Origin of the sequence: Enterobacter cloacae complex sp. 302F9, assembly GCF_050030335.1 — a bacterium.
Classification (GTDB): domain Bacteria; phylum Pseudomonadota; class Gammaproteobacteria; order Enterobacterales; family Enterobacteriaceae; genus Enterobacter; species Enterobacter hormaechei_C.
Map to the genome: position 1 here is coordinate 2791265 of NZ_JBLGUC010000001.1, position 13325 is coordinate 2804589.

At 57.9% G+C, this 13325-nt stretch carries 11 protein-coding genes; 1 reads left to right on the forward strand and 10 read right to left on the reverse strand.

The features are described 5' to 3' along the window. Window positions 1–168 precede the first annotated feature (168 nt). On the forward strand, window positions 169–1902 hold the full coding sequence (argS, locus tag ACQG0T_RS13525; protein WP_023294934.1) for an arginine--tRNA ligase: 1734 nt from the start codon (window positions 169–171) through the stop codon (window positions 1900–1902). Between the two features lie 34 nt (window positions 1903–1936). On the opposite strand, the gene ACQG0T_RS13530 is transcribed toward argS, so the two are convergent. The 10 genes from ACQG0T_RS13530 to tap form a co-directional block, all read right to left on the reverse strand. Then, window positions 1937–3076: a glycoside hydrolase family 88/105 protein gene (locus ACQG0T_RS13530; RefSeq protein ID WP_026080697.1), complete on the reverse strand. Its 1140-nt coding sequence runs from the start codon at window positions 3074–3076 to the stop codon at window positions 1937–1939. A 4-nt stretch (window positions 3077–3080) separates the two neighbouring features. Next, window positions 3081–4664: an MFS transporter gene (locus ACQG0T_RS13535; RefSeq protein ID WP_017693238.1), complete on the reverse strand. Its 1584-nt coding sequence runs from the start codon at window positions 4662–4664 to the stop codon at window positions 3081–3083. Between the two features lie 260 nt (window positions 4665–4924). Then, window positions 4925–5317, reverse strand: coding sequence for a flagellar protein FlhE (gene flhE / locus ACQG0T_RS13540; RefSeq protein WP_252051817.1), 393 nt, complete (start codon window positions 5315–5317; stop codon window positions 4925–4927). Next, window positions 5317–7395: a flagellar biosynthesis protein FlhA gene (gene flhA, locus ACQG0T_RS13545; RefSeq protein ID WP_003859723.1), complete on the reverse strand. Its 2079-nt coding sequence runs from the start codon at window positions 7393–7395 to the stop codon at window positions 5317–5319. Before flhA ends, flhE begins: the two co-directional genes overlap by 1 nt. After that, window positions 7388–8536, reverse strand: a complete 1149-nt coding sequence (gene flhB, locus ACQG0T_RS13550) for a flagellar biosynthesis protein FlhB (protein ID WP_017693236.1) — start codon at window positions 8534–8536, stop codon at window positions 7388–7390. Before flhB ends, flhA begins: the two co-directional genes overlap by 8 nt. 150 nt (window positions 8537–8686) lie before the next feature. Further along, the gene (cheZ, locus tag ACQG0T_RS13555) at window positions 8687–9331 is read right to left on the reverse strand and encodes a protein phosphatase CheZ (protein ID WP_003859718.1); all 645 of its coding nucleotides are present in this window, start codon (window positions 9329–9331) and stop codon (window positions 8687–8689) included. 10 nt (window positions 9332–9341) lie between these two features. Further along, window positions 9342–9731: a chemotaxis response regulator CheY gene (cheY, locus tag ACQG0T_RS13560; protein WP_000763862.1), complete on the reverse strand. Its 390-nt coding sequence runs from the start codon at window positions 9729–9731 to the stop codon at window positions 9342–9344. A gap of 17 nt (window positions 9732–9748) precedes the next feature. Further along, window positions 9749–10798 (reverse strand): protein-glutamate methylesterase/protein-glutamine glutaminase, encoded by a 1050-nt coding sequence (locus ACQG0T_RS13565; protein ID WP_271040314.1) that lies wholly within the window; start codon window positions 10796–10798, stop codon window positions 9749–9751. Continuing rightward, complete coding sequence (gene cheR, locus ACQG0T_RS13570; RefSeq protein ID WP_017384409.1) at window positions 10795–11661, reverse strand: protein-glutamate O-methyltransferase CheR; 867 nt, start codon at window positions 11659–11661, stop codon at window positions 10795–10797. The genes ACQG0T_RS13565 and cheR overlap by 4 nt, the downstream gene beginning before the upstream one ends. Before the next feature lie 19 nt (window positions 11662–11680). Continuing rightward, a complete protein-coding gene (gene tap / locus ACQG0T_RS13575) occupies window positions 11681–13282 on the reverse strand; it encodes a methyl-accepting chemotaxis protein IV (protein ID WP_017693235.1) in 1602 nt (533 codons plus the stop codon). Between the last annotated feature and the right edge of the window lie 43 nt (window positions 13283–13325).

Below are 13325 nucleotides of genomic sequence, written 5' to 3' on the forward strand. Positions count from 1 at the left end.
CACGGTTTTTTCGACTGCATGATTATGCATACCGTCTTCGCCTGGATTCTGAGCGATCTTCGCCCCCCGCAGGGCTGACGCCCGAAGGCATTTGCAGTATACTCCCGCCCTAAATTCTTAAACTGGCGTGGGTGTTTTTTACCCGCATCAAAAACGTAAGGTATCCAGGTGAATATTCAGGCTCTTCTCTCAGAAAAAGTCAGTCAGGCACTGATTGCCGCAGGTGCGCCTGCGGATTGCGAACCACAGGTTCGTCAGTCAGCGAAAGTACAGTTTGGCGACTATCAGGCTAATGGCGTGATGGCAGTGGCTAAAAAACTGGGCATGCCGCCGCGACAGCTCGCTGAGCAGGTACTGACGCATCTGGATCTCACCGGCATCGCCAGCAAAACCGAAATCGCCGGTCCAGGCTTTATCAACATTTTCCTTGAGCCTGCATTCCTCGCAAGCCACGTTGACGCGGCGCTGAAATCTGACCGTCTGGGCGTGGCTCAGCCAGAAGCGCAGACCGTGGTGGTTGACTACTCCGCGCCAAACGTGGCGAAAGAGATGCACGTCGGTCACCTGCGCTCCACCATCATCGGTGATGCGGCGGTGCGTACCCTCGAGTTCCTTGGTCACAAGGTGATCCGCGCTAACCACGTAGGGGACTGGGGCACGCAGTTCGGCATGCTGATCGCGTATCTGGAAAAGCAGCAGCAGGAAAACGCAGGCGAAATGGCGCTGGCAGACCTGGAAGGTTTCTACCGTGAAGCCAAAAAGCACTATGACGAAGATGAAGCCTTCGCCGAGCGCGCGCGCAGCTACGTGGTGAAACTTCAAGGCGGCGACCCGTACTTCCTCGAGATGTGGCGCAAGCTGGTGGACATTACCATGTCCCAGAATCAGCTAACCTATAACCGTCTGAACGTGACCCTGACCCGTGACGACGTGATGGGTGAAAGCCTATATAACCCGATGCTGCCAGGCATTGTGGCGGACCTGAAAGCTAAAAATCTGGCGGTGGAAAGCGAAGGCGCAACGGTGGTGTTCCTTGATGAGTATAAAAACAAGGAAGGCGAACCGATGGGCGTGATCGTCCAGAAAAAGGATGGCGGCTATCTCTACACCACCACCGACATCGCCTGTGCGAAATACCGTTACGAAACCCTGCATGCGGACCGCGTGCTGTATTACATCGACTCCCGTCAGCACCAGCACCTGATGCAGGCGTGGACTATCGTGCGTAAAGCGGGTTATGTGCCGGATTCCGTGCCGCTGGAACATCACATGTTCGGCATGATGCTGGGTAAAGACGGTAAGCCGTTCAAAACCCGTGCGGGCGGCACCGTGAAGCTTTCCGATCTGCTGGATGAAGCGCTGGAACGCGCGCGTCGCCTGGTGGCCGAGAAGAACCCGGATATGCCTGCTGACGAGCTGGAGAAACTGGCTAACGCGGTTGGGATCGGCGCGGTGAAATACGCGGATCTCTCCAAGAACCGTACCACCGACTATATCTTCGACTGGGACAACATGCTGGCGTTTGAAGGCAACACGGCGCCATATATGCAGTACGCTTATACCCGCGTACTCTCCGTCTTCCGTAAAGCCAATATCGACGAAAGCGTGCTGGCGAATGCCACGGTGACCCTTACCGAAGATCGTGAAGCACAGCTGGCTGCCCGCCTGCTTCAGTTCGAAGAGACGCTCTCCGTGGTCGCGCGTGACGGTACGCCGCACGTTATGTGTGCTTACCTGTACGATCTGGCCGGTCTGTTCTCTGGCTTCTACGAACACTGCCCTATCCTCTCTGCCGAGAGCGAAGCGGTGCGTCACAGCCGCCTGAAGCTGGCGCAGCTGACGGCGAAGACACTGAAGCTCGGTCTGGATACCCTGGGTATCGAAACCGTAGAACGTATGTAAAAAAGAAACCCGGCGAGCGCCGGGTTTTTTATTATCAGAAATATTTCCGCAAATATTCCGTCAGACACAGAATCGCCATTGCCTGGCCATACGGCATCGAGGTCAGCGGTATCTGGCGGTAAAACGCCAGATCGCTCCCCATCCCCGTCCCGAAGGACGTTTGCAGCAGCTCCCCTTCCGGCGAGATGTTTTGCACGATGCCGCGAATCGCTTTCTCCGCCACCTCTGCGTACTCTGCGCCGACATAACGCTTGCGCACGGCTTTCAGAATGCCGTAAGCAAACCCTGCCGTGGCCGACGCCTCCAGATAAGAATCAGGATCGTCCAGCAGCGTATGCCACAATCCGCTCTCGTCCTGACATTTTGCCAGTGCGGCGATCTGCGCGTTCAGTACCTGCACCAGATAGCGACGAACGGCGTTGTTTTCCGGCAGATCCACCAGCTCGAGGAAATCCGGGATAACGATGGTCAGCCAGCTGTTGCCGCGCGCCCAGCGGGCCCGGGCAAAGTTGTGATTGCCGTCGTAATTCCAGCCGTGGAACCACAGCCCGGTCTCCCGATCCATCAGATTCTGTACGTGGAGCAGGAACTGATAGATCGCCTCCTCGACGTACTCCGGCTTGTTCAGCAGCTTGCCGATTTTCGCCAGCGGCAGCACCGTCATCATCAGCGTGTCATCCCACATCTGCTGATGGTTCTCTTCCGCCAGGGTGATGTGCTGCATGCCGCCATGTTCGGTGCGCGGCATCTCATTCATCGCCCATTCCGCCCAACTTTCCAGCCACGGCAGCCAGGCCGGGTTTTTGGTCTCTTCGTAGCGATACGCCAGCGTCAGGAACGGCGACATGGTATTCACGTTTTTGGTGGTTGCGCCTTCAGCGAAACGGTCAGCAAACCAGCTGTCGATAATCTCGCGCATGCCTTCGTCACCGGTCTGGCAGTAATACTGCCAGATACCGTATAAACCGACGCCGTGGGTCCATTCCCATCCGGCCCAGCCTTTGGTGTCGATCACGCGCCCGTCGTCCAGCCGCAGCAAAAACTCACCCGTTTTGTCGTGGATATTGACCAGGTTATGCGTCACCTTTTGAATCAGCGATTTCAGCTCATCCCTGGCGATGAAGCGCTCAGGCTGACGCAGTAACGGGCTATGTTTGACAGGCCAAACTTTCATCATCTTAACCTCTGTTGTATGTCGAATTCAGTACCGCGCGATCCTTCAGCGAAGGGGCCGCCGGCTTATTGCGATTCAGATAACCGATGTTGTTGTTGCCCCAAAGGGATTCATACGGCATACCGGCCAGCATCTCCACGGTAGCGCGGGCCTGCGGGGTCACCGCCTCTGGCATCGCATGGCCGGACTCGCGCATTTTCGCGGTCTCTTCACGCAGGGTGCTGTGAGTCTGCAAATTGAGTTTGAAGCGCAGGGAGACAAGGAAGCCGCAGAACAGCACCAGAATAGTGCCAACGCTCAGGATCATCAGAATGGTGTGGCTCACTTCCGCAGGTTGCACTTTTTGCCCGCTGACAAAGCCCGACATCTGCATCACGATCCCCACCAGCATCACCGCACCGGCCTGAGACGCTTTACGGGTCAGCGTCATGATGCCCGCGAAGATCCCTTCGCGACGCTGACCGGTGATCACTTCGTCCACGTCAGCAATGTAGGTGTAGGTATTCCACGGTACGTAGTTGATCCCCCCGCGGCCAAGACCGGCAACCGCAGAGATCAGCAGCAGCAGAGCGTAAACGTCGCTCAGGCCCGCGTAATAAAGAACCGCGTAAGAGAGCGAGGCCAGACCAAACAGCACGACCACCATGCGGTAAGACGGCGCAGGTCCGAAGCGAATGCACAGCGGGATCATGCCGATCACGGCGAGGAACTGGAAGATGGCCATCGTGCCCAGCAGGTTGGACGCCATTGACGCCTCCTGCATCAGCACAAATACCACGTAATAGGTGAACACCGCATTAAAGACGTCCTGGGCGATGTAGCCGCCAAGGTACATCCCCAGATGCTGGCGGAAAATCTTGATGCGCAGCGTCGAACTTAATTCGACAAAAAGACGGTTCAGGCTCTGGCCCAGGGTCAGCTTTTTCTTCTCTTCCTCGGCACGCAGAGCCGCTTCAGACCACTCTTCCCGCGGACGCTCCCAGGTGAAGAACCAGACGAAAGTAAGCATCAGCGCGCAGAGTACGGAGAAGACCAGGCTTGCATAGAAGAAGGAGATCGCGTTGTCTTTGCCGAAATGCGTGAGCAGGATCCCCGGCAGGAAGGAGGCCAGAATGGCGGACATCTGCGCCATAGAGATTCGCGCCCCGGAGAATTTGGTTTTCTGTTTGAAATCGTCCGTCATCTCCGGCACCAGCGTTTCGTACGGCACCAGGATCATGGTGTAGACGATATCAAAGATCAGATAGGTCAGCAGGTAGTACCAGAAACTCATGTCCCCTACCCACATCAGCGAGTAGCTGAAAACGCAGGGAATACCGAGCAGGATGAAGAACTTACGACGGCCAAAACGCTTGCCCAGCCAGGTGGTGCCAAAGTTATCGGTTAAAAAGCCCATTAACGGGCTGACAACCGCATCCAGCACCCTTGCGGCAGCGAAGATAAAGGTTGCTTCAATCGGTGTGAGTCCACAGAAGGTGGTATAAAAATACAAAAGCCAGGCGGCCGTCAGGGCGGTAGTCCCCGCCCCGAGGAAGTCCCCTGACCCGTAAGCAAAATAATTTGCGAGTCCAATTTTACGTGTTTTCATTGCCGTCAACCCTAATCAGTTTTGGGAGACTCCCTGTAAGCAACCTCGTCCGGGAGTTTTTACACGGCTACAGTAAAAGTATCGACCTGTTGATACCTTTCTGTTTCTGCCATCACAAAGTGGTGAATGGCAAAAACGCAAAGAGTGTCAATACGCGTGTCACTGATTTATAAAACAGCGTTTCTTTTGTATCAAAAGGGAAGGTCATTTTTGCGAGCCAGCCTTCAGAAATGCCTGGAGACTGGCGAAAAGGCGGGCAGTTAGCGGTAGTTGACGAGCACCTCGTTGCGCTGAACCTTCAGCGCCGGGATCAGACGTCCACCGCCTGGCACTTCCCAGATAAAGCGTAAAGGCTCCTGAGCAGACACCCCGTTGAAGGCCTGGGTGGTGCCACGTTGACCCTCGATTTCCGCGCAGCGGGTCAGCGAGCACAGCCGCACCCGCAACCCGGCCGGTGTGGGTCCCGTCAGGGTGTAATTCCAGACCACCAGCGTCATCTGCCCGGACACGGGCTCAGAGGCGGACAGCGGACGGGAGGAGATCGACTCCCCCCGATGGTTGAGCGTTAAGCCGATACTGCTGGCCTGCCATGCCCCCTCGCCTGCGGCCTGCGCCGCCAGCGGGAAAAGTAAGATCCACAGCCACTTACGCATTATTTCCCTCCTATGGTCGCCGTCATGCGAATATTGCGGTTATCGGACAGCTCCATATTCGACAGCACCACCAGCTGGTTCAGGCTCCGGCGCAGGAAGCGCGACAGCAGCGGGCGCAGCGCGTGATTCACCAGCAGCACCGGCGGCGCGCCCAGCATCTCCTGACGCGCCAGCGCCTCCTGGGTTTGCGCCAGTAATCTGTCCGCCAGACCCGGCTCCAGCCCGCCACCGCCCTGCAACGCCTGAAGCAGCAGACGTTCCAGCGGCGTATCCAGGCCAATAACCTGCACTTCGCCGGTTCCCGGGAACCATTGCTGGGTAATGGCGCGTCCGAGCGCCACGCGCACCACCGCCGTCAATTCGTGCGGATCGCTTTGCAGCGGCGCATGTTCGGCCAGCGTTTCAAGGATGGTACGCATATCGCGAATGGGCACCTTCTCGTCGAGCAGATTTTGCAGCACTTTGTGCAGGGTGGTTAAGGTCAGTACGCCCGGCACCAAATCTTCGGTCAGCTTCGGCATCTCCTGCGTTACGCGGTCGAGCAGCTGCTGCGCCTCCTGACGACCAAACAGTTCCGCAGAGAACTGGCCAATCAGGTGGTTGAGGTGCGTCGCCACCACGGTACTGGCCTCAACGACCGTGTAACCCTGAATCTGGGCCTGCTCTTTCAGGGCGCTCTCAATCCAGATTGCCGCCAGACCAAAGGCCGGGTCGGTCGTCTGCTCACCCGGCAACGTGCCTGCGGCGGTGCCCGGGTTAATCGCCAGCCAGCGGCCGGGGTACGCATCACCGCTGCCGATTTCCACCCCTTTCATCAGGATGCGGTAGCGCGCGGGCGGGAGATCCATATTGTCCCGGATGTGGACCACCGGCGGCAGGAAGCCCATATCCTGGGCGAATTTTTTACGAATGCTGCGGATACGGCCAAGTAGCTCACCATCCTGCTGGAAATCCACCATCGGGATCAGGCGGTACCCCACTTCCATCCCCAGCGAATCTTCGAGCTGTACGTCGTTCCAGGTGGCTTCCACCGCCTGGGTGTTCTCAGGCATTTTGACCGGCGCAGGCTCTGCCTTAGGCTGCGTTTCCCGGCCACGCATCCACCAGGCAAGCCCCAGCAGCGCAGCGGTGAACAGCAGGAATACCAGGTTTGGCATGCCCGGCACCATACCGAGCAGGCCCAGCACCGCCGCGGAGAGCAGCATAACGCGCGGGTTGCTGAAGAGCTGCCCCACCATCTGCTCGCCCACGTCCTGATCGGTACTGACGCGAGTCACAATCACGCCCGCCGCGGTGGAGATCACCAGCGCCGGGATCTGCGCCACCAGACCGTCACCAATGGTCAGCAGCGTATAGCTTTCCGCCGCGTGGCCCATGTCCATGCCGTGTTGCAGCACGCCGACGAGCAGGCCGCCGACGACGTTAATCACCATGATCAGAATGCCCGCGATGGCGTCACCGCGCACAAACTTACTCGCACCGTCCATGGAGCCGTAGAAATCTGCCTCCTGGGTCACTTCGGCACGGCGTTTTTTCGCTTCATCTTCCGCGATCAGCCCGGCATTCAGGTCGGCGTCGATGGCCATCTGCTTGCCCGGCATCCCGTCGAGCACGAAGCGCGCGCCCACTTCAGCGATACGTCCCGCCCCTTTAGTGATAACCATGAAGTTGATAATCACCAGAATGACGAACACCACGATACCGATGGCGAAGTTGCCGCCCACCAGGAAGTGACCGAAGGCTTCGACCACCTTGCCCGCCGCCGCCGCGCCGGTGTGCCCTTCCATCAGGATGATACGCGTGGAGGCAACATTCAGCGCCAGGCGCAGCAGCGTGGTGAACAGCAGGATCGTTGGAAACGCGGCGAACTCCAGCGTGCGCTGGGTGAACATCGCCACCAGCAACACCATGATGGACAACGCAATGTTGAAGGTGAAAAGCAGGTCGAGGATAAATGCCGGTAACGGCAGCACCATCATCGACAGAATTAGCAGGATCAGAATCGGTCCGGCAAGGATCTGCCATTGCGTCGATTTCAGGTTGCCGGGCAGGCGCAACATTGCCACCAGATTAGCCATCAGTGTCCTTCTCGTTCAAAAAATCCAGTGCTTCAGGCACCGGCAGGTTCTCAGGTTTTACAGGTCGTTGACCGCCCGCTAAACGCCAGCGTTTCAGTTGCCACACCCAGGCCAGCACCTCTGCGACAGCGGCGTAGAGCTGGCCCGGGATCTGTTGTCCAATTTCCGCGTGGCGATACAGCGCGCGAGCCAGCGGCGGTGCTTCCAGGATCGGCACACGGTTTTCCGTGGCGATTTCACGAATGCGCAGCGCAATCAGCCCGGCCCCTTTCGCCACCACTTTCGGCGCGCTCATTTTGTTTTCGTCGTACTGAAGCGCCACGGAATAGTGAGTCGGGTTGGTGACGATGACGTCGGCTTTCGGCACATCTTCCATCATGCGCCGACGCGCGGCGGCGCGCTGCATCTGGCGGATACGGCCCTTAACGTGCGGGTCGCCTTCCATCTGTTTATATTCATCGCGGATGTCCTGACGCGACATTCGCAGCTTTTTGATATGGGAATAGATCTGGAAGATAACGTCGAACGCCACCATCGGAATAATGCTGAGTACCACCAGCAGCGAGCATAACCCGACCAGGTTCAGGGCATTCTTCATCGCCGTCATCGGGGACTCGCTGATGAGGCGCATCATCTCCGGCCAGTGGTGCCACAGAAAAAACCCGGCGGTACTGCCCATAAGAAGCGATTTCAGGATCGCTTTAAGAAGCTCAGCCCCGGTTTGCGCGGAAAACATTTTCGCAATGCCGGGGAACGGATTGAGCTTAGAGAATTTCGGTTGCAGCGATTTTCCGCTGAACACCAGGCCACCGAGCATGACCGGCGAAACCAGGGCCACGATGACCACGCCCGCGATCAGCGGCAGCAAGGCGAGCATCGCGCTTTTCACAAGGTTGATGATCTGAATGAGGATCAGATTGGGGTCATTGACCATGCTGTGATCAAAACGTAAGCCAGCAGAAAGCATTCCCGCCAGTCTGCGGGCGAGCATCTCCCCGCCCCACCAGATTATGCAGACGCCCACCACCAGGATCAGCAGGGATGTCAGCTCTCGGGATCGGGGGATCTGCCCATCCTCACGGGCTTTTTCAAGTCGGTGGGGTGTGGGGGCTTCTGTTTTGTCGTCGTTCTCTTCTGCCACTGTGCCTGCTCGCAGCCCATTAATTCACGGGTATCATGCCAGCGCAGAGAAAATCCAATGGCGGGAAAAGCCCGTTTATTCGGGCTCTTTTCGCTGTTTTTATTCTGAGCTGCCTCAGGCCGCGTTAACGACCTGAGGCAGAACGCGCAATCAGAAACCAAGACTGTCCAGCAGATCGTCCACCTGATCCTGGCTTGCCACCACGCCCGCTTTGCTGGTGTCAAGCTGTGGACCATTGAGCAGGCTTTCGTTCTCGCGTTTCGGACGGGCAGCCGGTTCCGGTATGTTCTCCAGCAGTACCATCAGCAGCTGACGTTCAATCTCCTGAATCACATCCATCATGCGCTTGATCACCTGGCCGGTGAGGTCCTGGAAATCCTGTGCCATCATGATGTCCAGCAGCTGGGCATTGGTGAAGCTGGTGTGGCCCGGCACGTCACCCAGGTACTGACGGGTATCCGTTACCAGTTCGCGGGCATCCGCCAGCTCAATAGGGTTCTCAAACCACTCATCCCAGCGTTTGCTCAGCGCTTTCGCCCCCTTCTCCATCGCATCCTGGTGCGGCTGCGAGGCTTCAACGCTGTTCAGCGCACGCTCGGCCGCCTGCGCGGTCATCTGTACGACGTAGTCCAGACGGTCGCGCGCGTCAGGGATGGCTTCCGCCGCTTCGGCGATAGCCTGGTCCAGCCCCAGCTCACGCAGGCTGTCGCGCAGCATGCGGGTCAGGCTACCAATGCGGGCAATAATGTCGCTCGGCGAATGTTCTTCAACGGGTTTCATAGCAGGTTGCAACATATCCATCACCTCACATGCCGAGTTTCTCGAAGATCTTCCCGAGCTTCTCTTCCAGAGTCGCCGCGGTGAATGGCTTCACCACGTAGCCGCTTGCGCCCGCCTGTGCAGCGGCAATAATGTTCTCTTTCTTCGCTTCTGCGGTCACCATCAGCACCGGCAAAGAGGCCATGCCCGCATCCGCGCGGATGGTTTTCAGCAGTTCGAGACCGTCCATGTTCGGCATGTTCCAGTCGGAAATCACAAAACCAAACCCGCCAGCCTGGAGTTTGTTCAGCGCATCCACCCCGTCTTCTGCTTCTTCAACATTGTTGAAGCCCAGCTCTTTCAGCAGGTTGCGCACAATGCGACGCATGGTGGAAAAGTCATCCACAACCAAAAACTTAAGCTCTTTATCCGCCATAAAATAATACTCCTGAGTCAAATACGTATTGCCTGTCCGGCACTGATTTTCGCCAGCATCTGCTGGCTTACCTGGCTAAGATCGACCACTTCGCTTACGCCACCCATATTGATGGCCTCGCGCGGCATGCCGAACACCACACAACTTGCTTCATTCTGCGCAATCGTCCAGGCACCAGCCTGGTGCATCGCAAGCATTCCGGCGGCGCCGTCGTTGCCCATTCCCGTCAGGATCACCCCAACGGCGTTGCGCCCCGCATGTTTCGCCACCGAATGAAACAGCACATCCACCGACGGACGGTGCCGGTTAACCGGCGGCCCGTCATGAATTTTGATTTGATAGTTCGCCCCGCTGCGCGCCAGCTCCATGTGCTTGTCACCCGGGGCGATATAGGCGTGACCCGGCAGCACGCGCTCGCCATCTTCCGCCTCTTTCACGCTGATCTGACACAGCTTATTCAGGCGCTCCGCAAACGAACGGGTAAACCCTGGCGGCATATGTTGCGTAATCAGGATACCCGGGCTTGAGAGCGGCAATGGCTGGAGTACATGGCGAATTGCCTCTGTTCCTCCGGTTGACGCCCCAATGACCAGCAACTTTTCCGAGCTGAGTAACGGCCCTGCCTTCAGGGTTGCCGGAGCTGCCATCGGCTTGTGGGCCGCGAGTTTTGCGCGCGACGCGGTACGGATCTTCTCGGCGATCATCTCGCTGTACGCCAGCATCCCCTCGCGAATGCCGAGCTGCGGCTTGGTGACAAAATCCACCGCCCCCAGCTCCAGCGCGCGCAGGGTGATTTCTGAACCTTTACGGGTCAGAGATGACACCATCACCACCGGCATCGGGCGCAGGCGCATTAATTTTTCCAGGAAATCGATGCCATCCATGCGCGGCATTTCAACATCCAGCGTCAGCACGTCGGGGTTATATTTTTTGATTAAATCCCGCGCGACCAGCGGATCGGGCGCTGTCGCCACCATCTCCATATCGCTGTGGCTATTGATGATTTCGGTCATGATCTGACGCATTAGCGCTGAATCATCGACAGACAATACCCTGATTTTACTCATGCTTTTTCCTTACTCAGCGCATATACCGTTTGCCCACGCAGGCTAAACTCACGCACGAGGTTGCTGAAGTTTTCCGAGTGCCCGGCAAACAGTAAACCGTCAGGCTTGAGCAACGGAACAAAGCGACGCAGGATGTCCTGTTGCGTCGTTTTATCAAAATAGATCATCACGTTACGGCAAAAAATGGCGTCGAATGGCCCCGGCACGTTGTACTGCTTATCCAGTAAATTAACGGGAGCAAATTCCACGCAGTTCGCCAGCTCCTGGCGTACGCGCACCAGTCCTTCATGCGGGCCGGTACCGCGCATGAAGTAACGCTGTAGCTGCTGAGGAGACAGCGTTTTAAGCTCATCCTGGCGATAAACGCCGTTACGGGCTTTTTCCAGCACTTCGGTATCGATGTCGCTGGCGTACACTTTCCAGCGGCCCGGCGCCATGCCCAGGGTGTCCGCCAGGGTGATGGCCAGCGAGTACGGCTCTTCCCCGGTAGAGGCCGCCGCGCTCCAGACGCGATACTCTCCGCTACGGCGACGGGCGTGTTCCGCCAGCACCGGGAAGTGATGCGCCTCGCGGAAAAACGCGGTCAGGTTGGTGGTTAACGAGTTGATAAATGCCTGCCATTCGGCGCTGTTCTGGTTCGCTTCGAGCATGCTCAGATAGCGGCCAAAATCATCCAGCCCCAGCGTACGCAAGCGCCGCACCAGCCGGTTGTAGACCATGTCTCGCTTATGGTCCGCAAGCACGATCCCCGCACGCTGGTAGATTAACTGACATATCCGACGAAAATGCGCGTCGGACAGCGCGAGGCGCTGTGTCATCTGCAACAATAATGACGTTTGCCCTGAGGGCATGGGTGATGTCATAGCGCCTTCTTAATCACATTCAGGATACAACGGGCACGGCCTGTGACCGTCCGACTTCTGTTACTGCTTCAACGTGCTCTTTCACATTAAATACGGCGACCAACCCGGTAAGGTGATCCGCCTGGTTTGCCAGCTGATCGGTAGCCGCCGCCGCCTCTTCCACCAGTGAGGCGTTCTGCTGCGTAACCTGATCCATCTGTGTAACGGCCTGCGCCACCTGCTCAATACCACGGCGTTGTTCATCAGACGCCGAGGCAATCTCGCCCATAATGTCGTTAACCCGCGTCACGGAGGTGACAATCTCGTGCATGGTCTGCGCGGCGGTATCCACCAGCGCGGAGCCCTGCTGAACGCGGGAGACCGACTCTTCTATCAGCCCTTTGATCTCTTTCGCCGCATTGGCGCTGCGGCTGGCGAGGTTTCGGACTTCACCGGCAACTACCGCGAACCCGCGCCCCTGCTCCCCGGCACGCGCCGCTTCAACGGCCGCGTTCAGCGCCAGAATATTGGTCTGGAACGCGATCCCGTCGATGACGCTGATAATGTCGCCAATTTTCTGCGAGCTGGCGGCAATCTCCTGCATCGTACTGGCGACGTGAGAGGCCTGATCGCCCCCACGTTTCGCCGTCATCGCCGCCTGTTTTGACAAGTCGGACGCCTGACGCGCGTTATCGGCGTTCTGGCTTACCGTCGCGGTCAGCTGCTCCATGCTGGCCGCCGTCTGCGCCAGCGATGCCGCCTGCTGTTCGGTGCGGGATGAGAGATCGTTATTGCCTGCCGCAATCTCGGAGATCCCGGTATGCATGGCGTAACTGCCCTGGCGAACGTTGCTTACCGTTTCCCGCAGCGACCCCTGCATCGCCTTCAGGCTGGCGAAAATCGCTGATATTTCATTCCTGCCATACACGGCCACCGGACGCGCCAGATCGCCCTTCGCCATACTGTCGAAGTGGCTGCTGACGATGGCCAGCGGCTGGACGATCATTTTGCGCGACCACCACAGCGAGCCGCCGGTCAGCAGGGCGGCCAGGATCACCATGGTCAGGAAAATCGCCCCTGACATGCGGTAGCTGGTACGGCTGTCCGCACCGGCACGCGCCACAAACTGGTTAATATCCTGCTGCCAGGCGTTAAAGCTGCCGTCGAACGCCGCCTGAGACGCCTGCACCGGCGCGGTCAGGAAGTCAGAAAGCTGGTTGTTCTCCAGCCACGTCGCCTGATGGTCGAGATCGCCGTACCACACATCAAAGGTCTTTTTCATGGCGACTTTCAGCGCTTTCTCTTTCTCACTGACCGCCTCCTGCGCCGTAAAGGCCTTAAACTGCGCGTCGGCCTGCTTCAGGCTGCTGCGGGCCACGACCATCAGCGCCTTAATATCCTCCGGCGGATAGCTCAGCGCGGTTAACGTCCCTGCTTTGTTCAGCGCAGTGCTTGCCTGCAACAGCACGGCACGCGTTTGTGCCAGTGCGGAGCGCTGCTGATTACTCGTCTCAACTTCCTGCAAATTCTGATAGCCATCGCGAAACGCCCAGAAAGACAACCCGTTACTGCCAACCTGCAAAACCCCACACAGGATCAGAATCAAAAACAGTGTGGTCGAGATACGAATACGATTTAACATCCACGCTCCCATCAAGCGGCAAGCAGCCGCGGTTTAATTGTCA

Bases quoted from the DNA above. Each gene is read 5' to 3' on its own strand.
- ACQG0T_RS13565 (WP_271040314.1), bottom strand. From the start codon at position 10,798: ATGAGTAAAATCAGGGTATTGTCTGTCGATGATTCAGCGCTAATGCGT.
- ACQG0T_RS13530 (WP_026080697.1), bottom strand. From the start codon at position 3,076: ATGAAAGTTTGGCCTGTCAAACATAGCCCGTTACTGCGTCAGCCTGAG.
- cheR (WP_017384409.1), bottom strand. From the start codon at position 11,661: ATGACATCACCCATGCCCTCAGGGCAAACGTCATTATTGTTGCAGATG.
- tap (WP_017693235.1), bottom strand. From the start codon at position 13,282: ATGTTAAATCGTATTCGTATCTCGACCACACTGTTTTTGATTCTGATC.
- flhA (WP_003859723.1), bottom strand. From the start codon at position 7,395: ATGGCTAATCTGGTGGCAATGTTGCGCCTGCCCGGCAACCTGAAATCG.
- cheZ (WP_003859718.1), bottom strand. From the start codon at position 9,331: ATGTTGCAACCTGCTATGAAACCCGTTGAAGAACATTCGCCGAGCGAC.
- ACQG0T_RS13535 (WP_017693238.1), bottom strand. From the start codon at position 4,664: ATGAAAACACGTAAAATTGGACTCGCAAATTATTTTGCTTACGGGTCA.
- cheY (WP_000763862.1), bottom strand. From the start codon at position 9,731: ATGGCGGATAAAGAGCTTAAGTTTTTGGTTGTGGATGACTTTTCCACC.
- flhE (WP_252051817.1), bottom strand. From the start codon at position 5,317: ATGCGTAAGTGGCTGTGGATCTTACTTTTCCCGCTGGCGGCGCAGGCC.